The sequence below is a fragment of the Micromonospora sp. WMMD1128 genome, assembly GCF_027497235.1.
Taxonomy (GTDB): Bacteria; Actinomycetota; Actinomycetes; order Mycobacteriales; family Micromonosporaceae; genus Micromonospora.
The window spans coordinates 6,345,478-6,360,975 of the sequence record NZ_CP114902.1; the positions used below are offsets into that span (position 1 = coordinate 6,345,478).

The window sequence follows — 15,498 nt, forward strand, 5'->3', positions numbered from 1 at the left end:
CCGGCGCTCACTCCGGCGACCGGCAACCGGCGGGATCGGCCGGCGGAACGGTGTCGGAGGCTACGGCGTCGGGCGTGATGGTCAGCGTCGGCGTCGGCGTACCGGCCACCGGGGTGGGCGAGCCGGGTGTCGGGGTCGGCCCGCCTGGTGCCGGGGTCGGCGGAACGGCGCTGGGGCTCAGCGCCGGGGTCGGCGTCGCCACCGGGGTCGAGCCGGGCGTCGGGTCGGGCGGGCAGAGCGGCTTCAGGTTCGGGTTGGCCGGGTCGTCGCTCGTCAGCTCCGCCAACCGACGCTCGGCGTCCGGCTCGCTCTTGGCCTGGATGCCCTGCTTCACCCGCTCCTGGGCGGCAAGCGTCAGGTCGTCGAGCCGGGACGCGCTGCGCGCGTGCACGTCCGACAGGTCGAGCCCGGCGACCTGGCCGGGCACCCCGCGGAAGACCGCGAGCTGGCCGTCGTCGGTGGCGCCGACGTAGTACTGCCGCTGGGTGTAGGTCCAGCCGCCGAAGACGGCACCGCCGACGATCACCGCCAGCGCGAGCGCCATCGCCACCGTCCGCAGCGGCTTCCGCCGACGCTGCTCGGGCTCGTCGTCGCGGTTGTCGGCCGGCTCCTCGGGGGCGGGCGTGCGCGGGGCGGACAACGCCGAGGCACGGGCCGCCGGGGTGGAGTCGTCGGCCGACGTCGCCATGCCTCGGTCCCGGGCGGCGGCGCCGCCGACGATCGGGGACGCCTCGACGATGTCCTGGTCGGTCGCGTCGGCGATGATCACGGTGATGTTGTCCGGGCCGCCGCCACGGAGCGCGAGCTGCACCAGACGCTCCACGCACTGCTGCGGGTCGGGGTATTCCCGCATGGTGTCGCCGATGGTGTCCGCGCTCACCACGCCGGAGAGGCCGTCGGAGCAGATCAGGTAGCGGTCGCCGGGCAGCACCTGGCGGACGCTGTATTCCGGGTCGATGTCGCGGCCGTCGAGCGCGCGGGTGAGCAACGAGCGCTGGGGGTGGCTGCTCGCCTCCTCGGCGCTGATCCGGCCCTCGTCGACGAGCATCTGGACGTACGTGTCGTCCTTGGTGATCTGCGCGAACTCGCCGTTGCGCAGGAGATAGGCCCGCGAGTCACCGATGTGGACCATGCCGAGCTTGCTGCCGGAGAAGAGGGTCGCGGTGAGCGTGGTGCCCATCCCCTCCAGCTGCGGGTTGGCGTCCACGGTGTCGCGGAGCTGCTGGTTGGCGGTGCCCACGGCGGATCGGAGCGCGTCGACGAGGGCGTCACCCGGGACGTCCTCGTCGAGGGGCGCCATGGCACCGATGACGATGTTGCTGGCGACGTCACCGGCGGCCATGCCGCCCATGCCGTCGGCAACGGCGAGCAGCCGCGGTCCGGCGTAGACGGAATCCTGGTTGCCGTCTCGGATCAGACCGCGGTCGCTGTGGGCCGCGTAGCGCAGGGTCAGAGTCATGGCCGTAATTCGAGGGAAGTGCGGCCGATCCGGATCGGCACGCCGAGGGGGACGGGGGTTGGTCCGGTGACCTTAGCGCGATCGAGGTACGTGCCGTTAGTCGATCCGAGGTCCTCGACGTACCACTGCCCGTCGCGGGGTACGAGCCGGGCGTGTCGCGCCGACGCGTAGTCGTCGGTGATCACCAGGGTCGAGTCCTCCGCCCGTCCGATCGTGATCTGGGCCTCCCCGAGGGTGATCCGGGTGCCGGCCAGCTGACCGGCGGTGACCACCATCTGGTGGGCGGCGCGACCCCGCTTCGCCTTGGCCGGCTTGCCGGCGGGCTGGCCGGTCGACGCGCCGACCCCGCGTGGCGCGGCCACCAGCCGACCCGACCGGGCCCCCGCGAAGAGGTCCCGGCGGATCACGCCGACCACAGTGAAGACGAAGATCCACAGCAGGATGAGGAATCCGAACCGGGCAACGGTGATGACGAGCTCCGGCAACGGGGATCAGCCGTCCACGCGGAAGGTCAGCGTCGTGGTGCCGAGCTGGATCATGTCGCCGGGGTTGAGCGCGACCGCCGACACCCGCTGGCCGTTGACCATCGTGCCGTTCGTCGAGCCCAGGTCGGTCAGCACCACCTGGCCGCCGTCGAAGTCCAGCCGGGCGTGCCGCCGGGAGATGCCGACGTCGGGCAGGCGCAGGTTGGCCTGGTCGCCACGGCCGATCACGGTCGAGCCCATCTGGAGCGGGTAGGTGCGACCGTCGCCGGAGACCAGACGGACGTTGCGCCCGCCGCCCTGGCCGGGCGGGGGGCCGTAGCCGCCGCCCTGGTCGTAGGCGGGGTACGCCGGGCCGGCGTCGTAGCCGCCGCCGGAGTCGTAGCCGCCCGGCGCGGAGACCGGGGCGACGTCACCGCCGGTGTATACCTCGGCGGTCACCCGGAACATGCCGGTGTCCAGTCCCTCACCACGTTCGACCTCGACGATCACGTCGCCGTAGACCGTCCAGGCCTGCTCGCCGATGAACTCCGCCTGCGACTGGGCCAACTCCTGGGCCAGCGCGGCGGCGTACGGCGCCAACCGACTGTGGTCGTACGGCGAGAGATCGATCACGTAGCGGTTGGGCACCAACGTGCGCCCACCGGCCAGGATCGCCTTGTGCGCCTCGGCCTCCCGCTGCATGGCGTTGAGGATCTCCACGGGGTGGACCACCCCTTTGAAGACCTTGGCGAAGGCCCCCTCGACCAGGCCTTCCAGACGCTTCTCGAAGCGTTGCAGCACGCTCACCGGCTCCTCCTCGGGTCCCGAGGCAATGATGGTATCCGGACACCGCCTCCGCAGCTCACACGCCGCTCGGCCGGCTGCCGACGGCCCGTTCGTGACCAGGCCCGCGAGCGTGCTACAGTTTCGTCCGCCACGGACGGTGATCGCCCGTGGCATGACCAGTGGACAGCGTAATATGTCCCGGCACCCGGCGCAGATGGCGGGTTCGGGATGGGATACGGTGTCCCCGGTCGCGCCACGGGGATGTGGCGGAATGGCAGACGCGCACGGTTCAGGTCCGTGTGTCCGAAAGGACGTGGGGGTTCAACTCCCCCCATCCCCACCATCACGAGGGCTCCGCAGGCTGCGGGGCCCTCGCACCATATCGGGACGCAGCGGACGTCACGCTATGCTCCGGTGGTTTCCCTGCCTCCCATGGACCAGGAGTGGCGTGTGAGTGTCGCGTTGGTGACCGGTTCCGGCGGTCTGATCGGCTCCGAGGCGGCCCGGCACTTCGCCGGCCTCGGCCTCGACGTGGTCGGCATCGACAACGACATGCGGCGATACTTCTTCGGCGAGGACGGCTCGACCGCCTGGAGCCTCGACCGCCTCGCCGCCGACCTGGGGCCCGCGTACACCCACCACGCGGTGGACATCCGCGACCGGGACGGTCTGGAAGGCGTCTTCACCAGGTACGGCCGGGACATCGCCGTGGTGATCCACAGCGCCGCTCAGCCCAGCCACGACTGGGCCGCCAAGGAGCCGTACACCGATTTCGACGTGAACGCCGGCGGCACGCTCAACGTGCTGGAGAACACCCGGCGGCACGCGATCGACGCGCCGTTCATCCACTGTTCCACGAACAAGGTCTACGGTGACCGGCCGAACACGCTTCCGCTGATCGAGCTGGAGACCCGCTACGAGTTGCCGGAGGACCACCACTGGTACGACGGCATCACCGAGGACATGTCGATCGACGAGTCGCTGCACTCGATCTTCGGCGCCTCGAAGGTCGCCTCCGACGTGATGGTCCAGGAGTACGGCCGGTACTTCGACATGAAGACCGCCTGCTTCCGCGGTGGCACGCTGACCGGCCCGGCGCACTCCGCGGCGGAGCTGCACGGCTTCCTGGCGTACCTGATGCGGTGCGTGATGGAGGGCCGGACGTACAACCTCTTCGGCTACAAGGGAAAGATGGTCCGGGACGCGATCCACTCCCGGGACGTCCTGACCGCGTTCGAGGCGTTCTTCCGCGAGCCGCGCTCCGCCCAGGTCTACAACCTCGGCGGCGGCCGGCACTCCAACACCTCGCACATCGAGGCGTTCCGGGTCGCCCAGGAGATCACCGGCCGGGAGGCGCGGATCAACTACGTCGAGCAGGCCCGCACCGGCGACCACCAGTGGTACGTCAGCAGCATGGCCCGGTTCGAGGAGCACTACCCCGCCTGGAAGATCACCTACGACGTGCCGATGATCCTCCGCGAGATCTACGAGGCGAACGTCGACAAGTGGGTGCCGAAGGCATGACCGTCGACACCAAGCGCAACGTGCTCGGCGTGCTCGTCGACGCCACCGACTACACCCGGGCCACCGAGGCGGTGGTCTCGGCCGCACGCGAACGCCACCCGCTGGCCCTGACCGCGCTCGCCGTGCACGGCGTGATGACCGGGGTGCTCGATCCGGCGCACAACGCCCGGCTCAACTCGTTCGACGTGGTCACCCCGGACGGGCAGCCGGTGCGCTGGGCGCTCAACCTGCTGCACGGCGCCGGCCTCACCGACCGTGTCTACGGCCCGGAGCTGACCCTCCGGGTGCTCGCCCGGTTCGCCGACGAAGGGCTGCCGGTCTATCTCTACGGCTCCACCGAGGAGACCCTGGCCCGGCTGATCCCGGCGCTGGAACGCACCTTCCCCGCGCTGAAGATCGCCGGGGTCGAGCCGTCCAAGTTCCGGGCGGCCAACCCCGGCGAGGACACCGAGATCGCCGACCGGATCAAGAACAGCGGCGCCCGCCTCGTCCTGGTCGGGCTGGGCTGCCCCCGGCAGGAGGTCTTCGCGTACGCCATGCGACCGCTGCTGGACATGCCGCTGATGGCGGTCGGCGCGGCGTTCGACTACCACGCCGGGCTGCTGCGCAACCCGCCGCCGTGGATGCAGCGCGCCGGGCTGGAGTGGTTCTGGCGGCTCGGGCTGGAACCGAAGCGGCTGTGGCGCCGCTACGTCATCCTCAACCCGGCCTACCTGGCCCGGCTGGCCGCGCAGAAGACCGGCCTGTGGAAGGCCACGCCGCCGGCGCCGGCCACCGGACGCCCCGCCACCTTCGACGTCTGATCCCCTACGGGGAGACGTTCGGGGGTAAGCGGGGTGCCGCCCCGGATTCGGTGCGCGTCGAAGTGGGCAAGGCTGGGGCCATGGATGACCGTCTCGTCGTGTTGCTCCCCGTCGCCGCCGTGTGGCTGGCCGCCGGCCTGGTCGCGGAGGGCCTGCCCGGGCTGGACCGCGCCCGGGCGCTGCGGCGGCGTACCGGATGGTTGTCCGCCTTGGTGCTGACCGGCCTCGCGCTCACCGCGGCGGTCCTCGCCGCGGGCCTCCAGAGCGCCGGTGGCACCGCGATCGACCGGGCCGCCGCCGGGCTCGCCGTCGCGGCGCTGCCGGCGGCGGTCGTCGGGGTCTGGACGGTACGCCGGGTCCGCCGCCTGCGGGCCGGCGCGGGCGCCTTCGCCGCCGCCCCGGAAACCCCGGCCCCGCACGCGCTGCGAGCCGCCGCCGCGCACCCGCTGATCGCGCTTCCGCTCCAGGCGACCGCGCTCGCGATGCTCGTCGCCGTGCTTCCGGCCCTCGGTGTCGACCTGTTCGCCGCGCCGGGCGTGGCCGGCCCGGCGATCACCGTCGCGGTGCTCGGCGTGTCCGCGATCGGGGTACGCCACGCGCTGCGGCACAACCGGCTCGCCGAGCGGGCCACGCAGCCGCTGACCGCCGTGTCGGCGGTCTCAGCGCGATCGGCTCGCGCCCTGCACGTATAGGAGTTCCAGGATCGCCCGGGTCGCCTCGAACCAGCGGTCGAGCCAGCCGGGCGGGGGCACGCTGCCCCTGGGCGGCAGCTCCAGCAGCAGGCCACGCAGCAGCGGATGGTCCACCAGGGACTCCGGCTGCTCCACCGGCCAGCCGCTCGGCGGAAAGGACGGCTCGGTGAGCGGGTTCGGGTCGAGCGACGGCAGGGAGAGCGCCGGGGCGGCCTGCTCCGGCGTGCCGGCGTCCCGGCCGGCCAGCTCGTCGCCGTCACCGGAGACCACCTCGGTCAGGACGGTGTCCCGCCGGGCCCCACGATATTTGCCACCGAACCGCTCGGGCTTGCCCGGGCCATTGGTGAGATTCTCTGAACCGATCGTCGTCATCCGTCTCGCCTGCCTCGTTCGGTTGCCGATCCGTGCGGTTCAACGAGGCGGAACGGAACTGGCGACGGGTCACCGGCGCGGCCGGCACACCGACGGGAACGGTCCCGCCCGGCGACGCTGCCGGACGGGACCATGCTTCCGGGGGTACGGATCAGCTTTGGCCGAAGGCCCCGCCCCTGGCGCGGGCGACGAAGGCGTGCCAGTCACCCGGGGCGAAGACCAGGGCCGGACCGGCCTTGTCCTTCGAGTCCCGGACGCCGACCGCCCCGGTCACGTAAGCGACCTCCACGCAGTTGTCGCAGTTCGGCCCGCTCTTCGAGCTTTTGAACCACGTCGCCTGCGTCAGGTCCACGGGGAACTCCTTGGTCGCCATTTCCACAGCGGCTCCTCTGCCAGTCTCGCGATGTGTGCGACGGACTCCTCCGGTCGAATGGCCGCTGCTCGAATGTGATCGAAGATGAAGCTGTACTTCTGCAGTTCGTCGCTCTTCTCCAGGAAGAGCCCACCCGTGGCGTTCTCCGCGTACACGACATCGGGATCACTGGGTTCGGGGAAGCCGAGGATCGAGAAGGTCCCGTCCATGCCGGCGTGCGCTCCCACCTCGAAGGGCAGGACCTGCACCGTCACGTTCGGCAGTTCGGCCACCTCCACCAGCCGCTTGAGTTGGCCACGCATCACCGCGTCGCCGCCAACCGGCCGGCTCAGCACCGCTTCATCGAGCACCACCCACAGATCGACCGGATCGTCCTGGGTCAACAACGACTGACGACCCAATCGGACACGCACGCGTTGGTCGATCTGATCGGCGGTGAAGTCCGGCCGGGCGGCTCGGATCATCGCGCCGGCGTACTCCTCGGTCTCCAGCAGACCCGGCACGACCTGCTGTTCGTAGGCCCGGATCGTGCTGGCCGCCGCCTCCAGGCCGACATACGCCCCGACCAGCACCGTGCTGTACGGGTGCCACCAGCCCTTCTGCCGGGCCTCGCGGGCGATCTGCACCAGCTCGTCGCTCTCCGCGCCGACCACCCCGTAGATGCGGAGCATGTCCCGCACGTCGCGTGGCGTCGCGGTGGTGTGCCCGGTCTCGATCCGGGAGACCTTGGACGCCGAGCACTCGAGTTGCTCGGCGACCGCCTCTATGGTGATGCCGGCCGCCTCGCGCTGCCGACGGAGTTCGGCCCCGAGTCGACGCCGGCGGATGGTCGGGCTGCGCCGTTCGCTCACGAGATCTCCTAGCACGGCAGGGGGGTGCCGGTCCTCGACCGGCCGCGACGGGCGAAACCGGCGTCCAGTGTGCCGCCCGGATCCCGGACGCATCAAGCGTCCCGTTCACGTGTCCCGCTCACTTATCGGCAAAAGTCGACGTGCAACTTGCATGTCGCACGTGGCTGATGCACTCTGTCCGTATGGCGCGGGTTACTCACCGTCTTCGCTTGATCTCGGGGCGTGGCCGGTGGATCGTCCCGTGCCGCGCGCGACCTGCACCGGAATGAAGACCCCGCCGCTGCACGCCAGCTGGACTGCGGCGGCGGGAGCGGCAACCGGAGCAGCCGGGTGATGGTCGGGTGGCGGTCCGCCACCGCGGGTACGGCCCGACCAGCACCGACCCACCGACCGTCGGTCCACCAGGCAGAACCCCCGTCACCGGACCGCATCCGACCCCCGTTCAACCTCGCCGGCCCCGCTCGCCGGCCGAACCCTCCCAGGAGCCCATGTGCTTCCCCGCTCCGGTGACGTACTGCATGTGACACGCGCGGCGAGTGTCCAGTTCTTCCGACCGATCATGTTCCGCATGATCCGGGTGCTCGACTGGCCGACCTACGACGGTTGGATCTGGCTCGACGGCTACGAGTTGAACGCGGCGGGGGACGCGGTCAACAGGCGGTCGATCTTCGTACAGCAGGAGGGGTTGCGGCGGATCCAGGCCGCGCCGACCCCTCGCCAGCACACCGTCCGCACCGCCCGACGTCCGGTGACCCGGACTCCGGTCCGGGTGGGCTGAACTCACGGTTCCCCGCCGGGTGGGCGTGCCGAGGCCATAGGATCAGTACGCCCACCCCGGCACGTTCCACCCCGCGCGCCATGGACCCTGAACCAGGGATGGTCATGGTCAAAATGCCCGCCGCGCGGCGGCACCACCGGTTTCGCATCGGCTACGCCCTCGGGCTCTTCGCGTTCCTCGCGATCGCGCTCGCGCTCACGGCCCGCCACCCGGCCTTCTCCGCCACTGATCCACTCGCCGACCCCGTACCGGCCCCGGCGATCACCGTAGCCGGCGAGGACGCCCACTCGGCCACCAGTCCGTCGGCGGACTTCCGGTCGCTCACCGATCCGGCGGACGAGCCCGCGCAGGCCGGGGCGGGCGAGGACGAGCCGGCACCAGCGGGTGGAGCCGACGTGCCGGCCGACGCCGACCAGGCGGGTGCCGGTGCCGGTGAGGGCACGCTTGCCGACCGGCCCCTCACGTCGACCGACCCCGGCCGGTCGCTGTTCTACTCCGGGCTGCTCGGGCTCGCCATCTCGCTGGCCGGGCTCGGTCTGGTCGGCACCCGACGGCGACAGTGGTGACCGTCAGGGCGTGGCGGAGGTGGCCGGCGCGGAACCCGGGCTGGTCCCACCGGTCGTCGGCGTGCCGGTCGTGGGAGCCGCCGCCTCGGCCACCACGAGAGTGACCCGCTCACCCTCGCCCACGGAGTAACCGGCCTCCGGATCCGTTTCGATCACGGTGCCGGCCGGCCGGTCCGACGGCCGGCGCCGCACCCGGTAGTCGATTCCGAGCTGGTCCAGCGCCGACCGGGCGACACCCTCCGGAAGCCCCACCAACGGCGGCATCGGCACCTCCGCCGCCGTTGTGGTCGGCGGTGTGCTCGACGGAGAACTGCTCGGCGACGCGCTTGTCGGCGTGGCACTCGGCGACGCGGAAGTGCTCGGCACCGCCGACGGAGACGTGCCCGGACCGGAGTCGCGGTCGGCGGCGCGCAACGCCAGCCAGACTCCGGCCGCGATCAACCCGATCAGGATCAGGGCCAGGATGCCCAGCAGGATCGGCATCCACCAGCGACGCCCGGCCTGCTCGTCGCCGTACCACTCGGCACCCGGCTCCGGGTAGCCGGCCGGCCGCGGCGGTGGCACCCCGGCCCGGCCGGACCAGGCCCCACCGCCGACCACCTCCTGACGCCCGGTGGCGTCGAGAGGCCGGGACGCGCCACCGGGCAGGGGGCGCGTGGCGTTCTCCCCATCCCCCGCCGCGTTCCGGGGCATCGCCCGGGTGGCGTCGGCGTCCTTCCGAGGCATCGCCCGGGTGGCGTCCGCGTCCTGACCAGCCGCGTCCCGAGGCACCGCCCGGGTCGCGTCCGCATCCTGACCGGCAGCGTCCCGAGGCACCGCCCGGGTGGCATCGGCGTCGGCCGCGGAGCGGTCCGACGGCATCGCGCGGGTGGCGTCCGGATCGTCGCCGGCGGCGGCCTCGCCCGGCGGCGTGCCGCGGGTGGCGTCGCGGCTCCGGTCCGGAGGCAGCGCCCGGGTCGCGTCCATGTCGCCGGCGGGTGACTGCTGACGGTCGTCGCTCATGACACACGCCCTCCCCACCGGGACGGGGCACACGGCCCTCGATCGTCCACCGTAGCGTTCCACCACCACGCCTGCCGGGATCAGCGCGCCGGCTGGCCGTACCGATCCGTCGAGGCGTGGGTTGCGGGTCCGTCAGGGCGTCGGCTGCGGGCTGGCCGTCGGCGTACCCGGAGGCGCGTCGCCGCAGGTCAACGCGACCTGGTCGTTCCAACGGGCGGTGCCCCCGGCGGCCGGATCCTGCGCCGAGACCGAGCCCTGACGACCGGTACGGTAGCGGGGATAGAGCCCTGCTTCCACCAGCTCGTCGGCGGCCTCGGAACAGGCCCGGCCGTCGAGGTCGGGCACCGTGACCGCCGGCGCCGGACCGGCGACCCAGACGGTGACGGTGACACCGCGCTTCACCGGGGCACCCGGCGACGGTGACGTGCGTTCCACCGCGCGGCCCGAGCCGCTTCCGAACACCAGCCGCCAGCCGAGCCGCCGGTCGCGCAACTCCTGTCGGGCGTGTTCGAAGTCCGCGCCCACCAGCTCCGGCACCGTGAGACCAGTCGGGGTGGCCGACCGGTTGTCCGTCGGGCCGTCCGCGGTGGGGCGGTCCTCGGCGGGCACACTCTCGGTCGGGCGGGGCGGTGAAACCGCCGTCGGCGGCGAGGACTCGGACGAGGCGGACGGCTGGTCCGACCCACCGGCCAGGATCCAGCCGGCACTTCCGCCGATGACCGCCAGCAGGACCACCGCCACGGCGCCGCCGACGAAGAGCCGGGTACGGTTCGGACCGTTCTCGTCGCGTACCGGCTGCCGCTCGTCCGTCATCGCGTCTCCCGCCTCAGTCACCGGCACCGTAGCCGGTGCCGCCAAGCCACCCACGGCCGGTCGATGCTCCCACGACTCGCCGGGCCGACCTCGGGACGTTACGCTGCCCGGCATGGCCAGACGGGGCTGGGGAGGATCGACCGCCGCCGCGCTCGGCGTGGCTGCCGGCGCGGGCGCCGCGCAGCTCGGCTTCGGCTACGGGCTCGGCATCATCAACTGGGCGCCGACCGGCGCGGTACGGATCGAGTCGGCCTGGGTGGCGAGCCTCGCCTGGGCCACCTGGATCGCCGCTACCTCGGTCATCGCCGGCGCGGTCTGCGCCCAGCGGCTGCGCGGCGGCGACGAGCCATCGGGCACACTGCCCCGGCTCGGGCTCGCCCTCGCCGCCGGTGTAGGCGCACTGGTCACCGTGCTGCTGGTGGCGGTGCCGGCCCGGGCCGCCCGGGTGCCGGACACCTCGGCGCCGCAGACCGTCGCAGCCGCGTACGCGGCTGCGGGGCTGCTGCTCGGGGTGCTGCTGGCTACCTGGGCGCTGCACACCCGTGCCGCCGCCACCAACCTGATCGCCACCACCGGCTGGCTCTGGCTGCTCGCCGTGGTGTCGGTGGTGGACGGGGTCCTCTCCGGCCGTGGCCTGACCACCGCCCAACTCGGCATCTGGCAGATCAGTGCGGACAGCGCGCGATTCTGGATCCGCGACTACTTCTACTGGCCGGGGGCGCTGCTCTCGCTGGGCTCCGCCCTGGTGATCGGGGTGCTGGCCGCCCGACGCGCGGCTCGATCGCCGCGGGTGCGGATCGGCGCGGCCGCCTCCGGTGCAGCCGGCCCGCTGCTTGTCGCACTGGCATACCTGCTGGCCGTGCCGCGGCTGGCCGGCATCGCCGCCGAGCAGTTGTCGGCCCACCTGATCGCCCCGTACGCGGTGATCGCCGGGGTGGGCGGCTCGGTCCTGGTGGCCGCGCTGGCCCAGCGAGCTGACCGTCGGACAGCCGACGGCGCACCGGTTACCGGCGGGTCCGGGGAACTCACCGGCGAGCCGGCCGCGGTCCCGTCCCAACGCGGGAAGGCGGAGCCGGCGGCGAGAACAGATGCGGAACTGGCGGGCGTAGCGGCGGAACCGGGGCGCGATGCGGAGCCGGTGGGCGCAGTGGCGGAACCCGGGAGCCCAGACACGGAGCCGGGGCGGGTAGCGGCGGAGCCGGCCGACAGCGGGAAGAAGCCGGCCGGCCGGTTCTTCCGTCGCCGCGCCGCAGCCGGGGCGGTCCTCGGCGACCAGCCCGCGGGCGAGCCTCACCCGACCGCTTCGACCGATTTCGGCGACCGGACCGGGGCGACGGACGCGACCACGACACCCGTTGGCCGCGAGCCCGAAAACGCAGCCGGCTCCGGGCCGAAGACGACGACGGCCGGCTCCGGGCTGGAAACGGCGGTCGGGCCTGGTCGGCGGGCTGCGAGGGGCCCCGGTCCGGGAACGACGGCCGGCCCACGGCCGCGGTCGACGGCAGCGGCCACGCCGGACGCAACGGTAGGTCCCACCGGCGGGGTGGCCGACGAGCCGGGCAGCGACGCGCGGTCCGGCACCGATCGTCGTGGCCGGGCGGTGCCACGACAGCGGCAGCCCGAGGGTGCCTCGATTGACGATCCTGCCGTCCGCCGCGACGAGAAGCCGCACACCGACGAGTCCGACACCGACAAGTCGGACACCGAGGGCCGCTCAATCGGAACGTCGTCCCCGCCCGTCGAGCCGAAGCCCCGCCGCCGCGCCCGCTGATCCCGCCACGGCGCACCTTGCTCCGCGCCGGTGGTTAAGAGGGGGCCCCTCCTCTACCAGAAGCGTTAAGCGGGGGCCCCTCCTTACTCGATCGGCCAGGTGTGGACGGGGTCGTTGGCACGTTGGAACTCGGCGTAGCGCTGGACCATGTGGTGCAGCGCGGCCTTCCGGTCCATGCCCCGGTGTCGCTGGGCGGCCCACACCGTCTCGGTCTGCCACACCGCGCCGTTGCGGCCGGTACGGCAGCGTCCCTCGATCACGCCGAGGAGGCGGTCGCGTTCGGCCGGCGCCACGCCGAACCGGTCCAGCCCCTGCGCGGCCACCGGCAGCAACGTGTCGAGCACGAGCGTGGTGACCGGCACGTCGCCGAGGCCGGGCCAGTGCAGCACCGCGTCGATGCCGCGTCGGGCGGCGGCGTGGAAGTTCTCCTCGGCGGAGCTGAAGGTGAGCTGGCTCCAGATCGGGCGGTCGGCCTCGGCGAGGCCGCGGGCGAGGCCGAAGTAGAGCGCGGCGTTGGCGAGCATGTCCACCACGGTCGGGCCGGCGGGCAGGACGCGGTTCTCCACCCGGAGGTGGGGGAGGCCGTTCATGATGTCGTAGACCGGGCGGTTCCAGCGGTAGACGGTGCCGTTGTGCAGCCGAAGCTCGCCGAGTTGAGGCACGCCGCCGGCATGCAGCACTTCGACCGGGTCCTCCTCCTCGCAGATCGGCAGCAGCGGCGGGAAGTAGCGGACGTTCTCCTCGAACAGGTCGAAGATCGACGTGATCCAGCGCTCGCCGAACCAGACCCGCGGGCGTACGCCCTGGGCCTTCAGCTCGTCGGGCCGGGTGTCGGTGGCCTGTTCGAAGAGGGCGATCCGGGTTTCCGCCCAGAGTTGCCGGCCGTAGAGGAATGGGGAGTTGGCACCGAGTGCGACCTGCACGCCGGCGATCGCCTGGGAGGCGTTCCAGTGGTCGGCGAAGCTGTCCGGCGCGACCTGGAGATGGAACTGGAGACTGGTGCAGGCGGCCTCCGGCGCGATCGAGTCGGTGTGCGTACGCAGCCGCTCGACGCCGTTGATGTCCAGCTCGATGTCCTCGCCCCGGGCGCCGACGATCTGGTCGTTGAGCACCCGGTAGCGGGCGTCGGTGGACAGGTTGTCGGCGACCAGGTGGCGCTCGGTGAGCGTGGGCAGGATGCCCACCATGACGATGGCGGCGTCGGACTTGGCCGCCCGCTCGTCGGCGCGGCTGAGGCTGCTGTGGAGGTCGCGCTCGTAGTCGGTGAAGCCGGTGCTTTCGATCAGCCGGGGCGAGGCGTTCAGCTCCAGGTTGAACTGGCCCAGCTCGGTCTGGAAGAGCGGGTCGGCGATGTCGGCCAGGATCTGGTCGTTGCGCATGGCAGGTTCGGCGGCGGCGTCGACCAGGTTCAGCTCGATCTCCAGGCCGGTCATCGGCCGGGCGGCGTCGAAGCCGAAGTCGTCGAGCATCAGCGCGAAGACGTCCAGGCACCGCCGGACCTTCTGCCGGTAGCGGACTCGATCCTCGCGGGTGAAGGCGCCCTGCTCGACGTCCTTGCCCATGTGTCCTCCCGGCGCCGGTGCCACGGAACCGTTGGCGTTCCGCAACGCATTGTGAACCATTCACGTGGTGTGCGTAAGTGCGTCCGGCCCGGCGAACCCCGGGTCGGACAGGTGGAGCTCCTGTACCCAGCCACCACCCGGCACAGCGCGGGGTGACCCACGAACATCACGTGACAATCCGCACCCACCCGCAGTTCCCCACTGCAGATCGCCCGAGGGCCACGCCGGCGGGGGCGGGGATGCGGGACGGGCCCGCGCCGTCGGGTGACGGTGCGGGCCCGTGGGCCTGATGTGGGCTCAGCCCTGGCGGATGGCCTCGCCCTCGATCTCGATCTTGACCTTGCGGCCGACCAGGACGCCACCGGTCTCCAGGGCGACGTTCCAGGTCAGGCCGAAGTCCTCCCGGTCGATCTCGGTGTGCGCCGAGAAGCCGAAGATGTCCTGCCCGAACGGGCTGCGGCCGACGCCCTCGAACTCGACCTCCAGCTCCACCGGACGGGTCACGCCCTTCACGGTCAGCTCGCCGGTGAGCACGAACTCGTTGCCCTCGCGCGACTTCACGCCGGTGCTGCGGAACTCCAACGTCGGGAACTGCTCGGCGTCGAGGAACTCCGGGCTGCGCAGGTGCGCGTCGCGGTCCGCCTGGGCGGTGTTGATGCTGGCGGCCTGGATGCTGGCCGTGACCGAGGACTGGAGCGGGTCGTCGGTCACGGTGATGGTGGCGGTGGCGTCGGCGAACTCACCGCGTACCTTGCTGACCATCATGTGCCGCGCGACGAAGCCGACGCGCTTGTGCGCGGCGTCCAGGAGGTACGTGCCGGGGGCCGGGATGGTGAGCCCTTCCCAGTCGCGGGTAGTCGCCTCGGTGCTGCTGGTCATGATGCGTTCCTCCGGAGAAGATTGTTTAGTAGCCCAACGGCTGACTAAGCAACTATAGCCACAGCAATATTCCCCGTGTCAAGTGCTGTTAGGATGGCGACGTGGACCAGAACGTGTTCGACGACCCTCGGATCACCGCCGTCGGCCTGCTCTACGAGGCGCATGCCGGGCTCTCCGCCCGGTTTGCCGCCCAGTTCGAGGAGCACGGGCTCTCGCCGGTCGAGTTCGAGGTGCTGACCCGGCTCGCCCGCTCGCCCAACAACCAGCTACGCATGACCGATCTGGCGGCACAGACCTCGCTGTCGACAAGCGGGGTCACCCGTGTCGTCGACCGGATGGAGCGGGACGGTCTGATCTGCCGCCGGGCCTGCCCCTCCGACCGGCGCAGCTCCTTCGCGGTGGTGACCACCTCGGGTCTGGAGCGGCTGGACGAGACGCTTCCCGGCCACCTGAAGATCATCGAGCAGTGGTTCACCGGCCAACTCGAAGCGGCTCAGCTCGCCGGGCTCCTGGACGGGTTGCGTCGGGTGCGGGACGCGGTCCACCCGGGCGCCACCGCCGGCAGCACCGAACCGGCCGGGACCGACGCCTGCTGACCCCACTGTTACCCGCCGGTCACCGGCAGAATGACCGGCAGAACCACCCGAGAACCGGGGCAGAAGCGGATATAGACGTATCAACCGGTTGACGCGCCTGGATAGGCTTTCAGGCGCGGGGGGCACCGGGGGGTGCTGGCGCGAGCGTGGAGCGAGGGGCAGCACCAGGGGGCTACTTCGCTCGCGCCACCCCCGCGCCTCTGCACC

The 15,498-nt window shown here is 72.1% G+C and carries 16 protein-coding genes, 1 tRNA gene and 1 pseudogene; 8 read left to right on the forward strand and 10 right to left on the reverse strand.

The genetic code is table 11. The features are described 5' to 3' along the window. Positions 1 to 7 precede the first annotated feature (7 nt). From O7602_RS28800 to O7602_RS28810, 3 genes are read right to left on the reverse strand one after another with little or no spacing between them, the layout of a single operon-like run. Positions 8 to 1,459 (reverse strand): PP2C family serine/threonine-protein phosphatase, encoded by a 1,452-nt coding sequence (locus O7602_RS28800; RefSeq protein ID WP_281585731.1) that lies wholly within the window; start codon positions 1,457 to 1,459, stop codon positions 8 to 10. Further along, complete coding sequence (locus tag O7602_RS28805; RefSeq protein WP_281585732.1) at positions 1,456 to 1,944, reverse strand: FHA domain-containing protein; 489 nt, start codon at positions 1,942 to 1,944, stop codon at positions 1,456 to 1,458. Before O7602_RS28805 ends, O7602_RS28800 begins: the two co-directional genes overlap by 4 nt. Positions 1,945 to 1,950: 6 nt before the next feature. Further along, a complete protein-coding gene (locus tag O7602_RS28810) occupies positions 1,951 to 2,757 on the reverse strand; it encodes a DUF3662 and FHA domain-containing protein (protein ID WP_281590595.1) in 807 nt (268 codons plus the stop codon). A 209-nt stretch (positions 2,758 to 2,966) separates the two neighbouring features. On the opposite strand from O7602_RS28810, the gene O7602_RS28815 reads away from it, so the two are divergent. The 4 genes from O7602_RS28815 (at position 2,967) to O7602_RS28830 (ending at position 5,728) form a co-directional block, all read left to right on the forward strand. Further along, positions 2,967 to 3,052 (forward strand) — tRNA-Leu (locus O7602_RS28815). An 89-nt stretch (positions 3,053 to 3,141) separates the two neighbouring features. Then, positions 3,142 to 4,233, forward strand: a complete 1,092-nt coding sequence (locus O7602_RS28820) for an NAD-dependent epimerase/dehydratase family protein (RefSeq protein WP_281585733.1) — start codon at positions 3,142 to 3,144, stop codon at positions 4,231 to 4,233. After that, positions 4,230 to 5,036, forward strand: a complete 807-nt coding sequence (locus O7602_RS28825; RefSeq protein WP_281585734.1) for a WecB/TagA/CpsF family glycosyltransferase — start codon at positions 4,230 to 4,232, stop codon at positions 5,034 to 5,036. Before O7602_RS28820 ends, O7602_RS28825 begins: the two co-directional genes overlap by 4 nt. Positions 5,037 to 5,116: 80 nt before the next feature. Further along, positions 5,117 to 5,728 carry a hypothetical protein gene (locus O7602_RS28830; protein ID WP_281585735.1) on the forward strand — a complete coding sequence of 204 codons (612 nt, stop codon included), beginning with the start codon at positions 5,117 to 5,119 and terminating at the stop codon, positions 5,726 to 5,728. Here O7602_RS28830 and O7602_RS28835 read toward each other — a convergent pair. The 3 genes from O7602_RS28835 to O7602_RS28845 form a co-directional block, all read right to left on the reverse strand. Then, on the reverse strand, positions 5,696 to 6,100 hold the full coding sequence (locus O7602_RS28835; protein WP_281585736.1) for a hypothetical protein: 405 nt from the start codon (positions 6,098 to 6,100) through the stop codon (positions 5,696 to 5,698). The genes O7602_RS28830 and O7602_RS28835 overlap by 33 nt on opposite strands. A 151-nt stretch (positions 6,101 to 6,251) precedes the next feature. Further along, entirely contained in the window at positions 6,252 to 6,473 is a 222-nt protein-coding gene (locus O7602_RS28840; protein ID WP_107158178.1) for a DUF397 domain-containing protein, read from the reverse strand. Then, a complete protein-coding gene (locus O7602_RS28845; protein WP_281585737.1) occupies positions 6,443 to 7,324 on the reverse strand; it encodes a helix-turn-helix transcriptional regulator in 882 nt (293 codons plus the stop codon). Before O7602_RS28845 ends, O7602_RS28840 begins: the two co-directional genes overlap by 31 nt. A 490-nt stretch (positions 7,325 to 7,814) precedes the next feature. Here O7602_RS28845 and O7602_RS28850 point away from each other — a divergent pair, with 490 nt between their 5' ends. Together O7602_RS28850 and O7602_RS28855 are read left to right on the forward strand one after the other, a co-directional pair. After that, positions 7,815 to 8,102 (forward strand): hypothetical protein, encoded by a 288-nt coding sequence (locus O7602_RS28850; protein WP_281585738.1) that lies wholly within the window; start codon positions 7,815 to 7,817, stop codon positions 8,100 to 8,102. A 98-nt stretch (positions 8,103 to 8,200) separates the two neighbouring features. Continuing rightward, the gene (locus O7602_RS28855; RefSeq protein WP_281585739.1) at positions 8,201 to 8,668 is read left to right on the forward strand and encodes a hypothetical protein; all 468 of its coding nucleotides are present in this window, start codon (positions 8,201 to 8,203) and stop codon (positions 8,666 to 8,668) included. A gap of 3 nt (positions 8,669 to 8,671) precedes the next feature. Here O7602_RS28855 and O7602_RS28860 read toward each other — a convergent pair whose 3' ends face one another. Next, positions 8,672 to 9,670 carry a PASTA domain-containing protein gene (locus O7602_RS28860; protein ID WP_281585740.1) on the reverse strand — a complete coding sequence of 333 codons (999 nt, stop codon included), beginning with the start codon at positions 9,668 to 9,670 and terminating at the stop codon, positions 8,672 to 8,674. Between the two features lie 132 nt (positions 9,671 to 9,802). Beyond that, positions 9,803 to 10,483: a PASTA domain-containing protein gene (locus O7602_RS28865; RefSeq protein WP_281585741.1), complete on the reverse strand. Its 681-nt coding sequence runs from the start codon at positions 10,481 to 10,483 to the stop codon at positions 9,803 to 9,805. A gap of 112 nt (positions 10,484 to 10,595) precedes the next feature. Here O7602_RS28865 and O7602_RS28870 point away from each other — a divergent pair. After that, a pseudogene (locus tag O7602_RS28870) lies at positions 10,596 to 11,468 on the forward strand (hypothetical protein); the annotation flags it as partial. Between the two features lie 869 nt (positions 11,469 to 12,337). On the opposite strand, the gene O7602_RS28875 reads toward O7602_RS28870, so the two are convergent. Both O7602_RS28875 and O7602_RS28880 read right to left on the reverse strand, forming a co-directional pair. Then, positions 12,338 to 13,816 (reverse strand): glutamate-cysteine ligase family protein, encoded by a 1,479-nt coding sequence (locus O7602_RS28875; RefSeq protein ID WP_281585742.1) that lies wholly within the window; start codon positions 13,814 to 13,816, stop codon positions 12,338 to 12,340. Positions 13,817 to 14,113: 297 nt separating this feature from the next. Beyond that, complete coding sequence (locus O7602_RS28880) at positions 14,114 to 14,695, reverse strand: YceI family protein (protein WP_281585743.1); 582 nt, start codon at positions 14,693 to 14,695, stop codon at positions 14,114 to 14,116. Positions 14,696 to 14,796: 101 nt separating this feature from the next. On the opposite strand from O7602_RS28880, the gene O7602_RS28885 reads away from it, so the two are divergent. Beyond that, complete coding sequence (locus O7602_RS28885; protein WP_281585744.1) at positions 14,797 to 15,291, forward strand: MarR family transcriptional regulator; 495 nt, start codon at positions 14,797 to 14,799, stop codon at positions 15,289 to 15,291. Positions 15,292 to 15,498 lie beyond the last annotated feature (207 nt).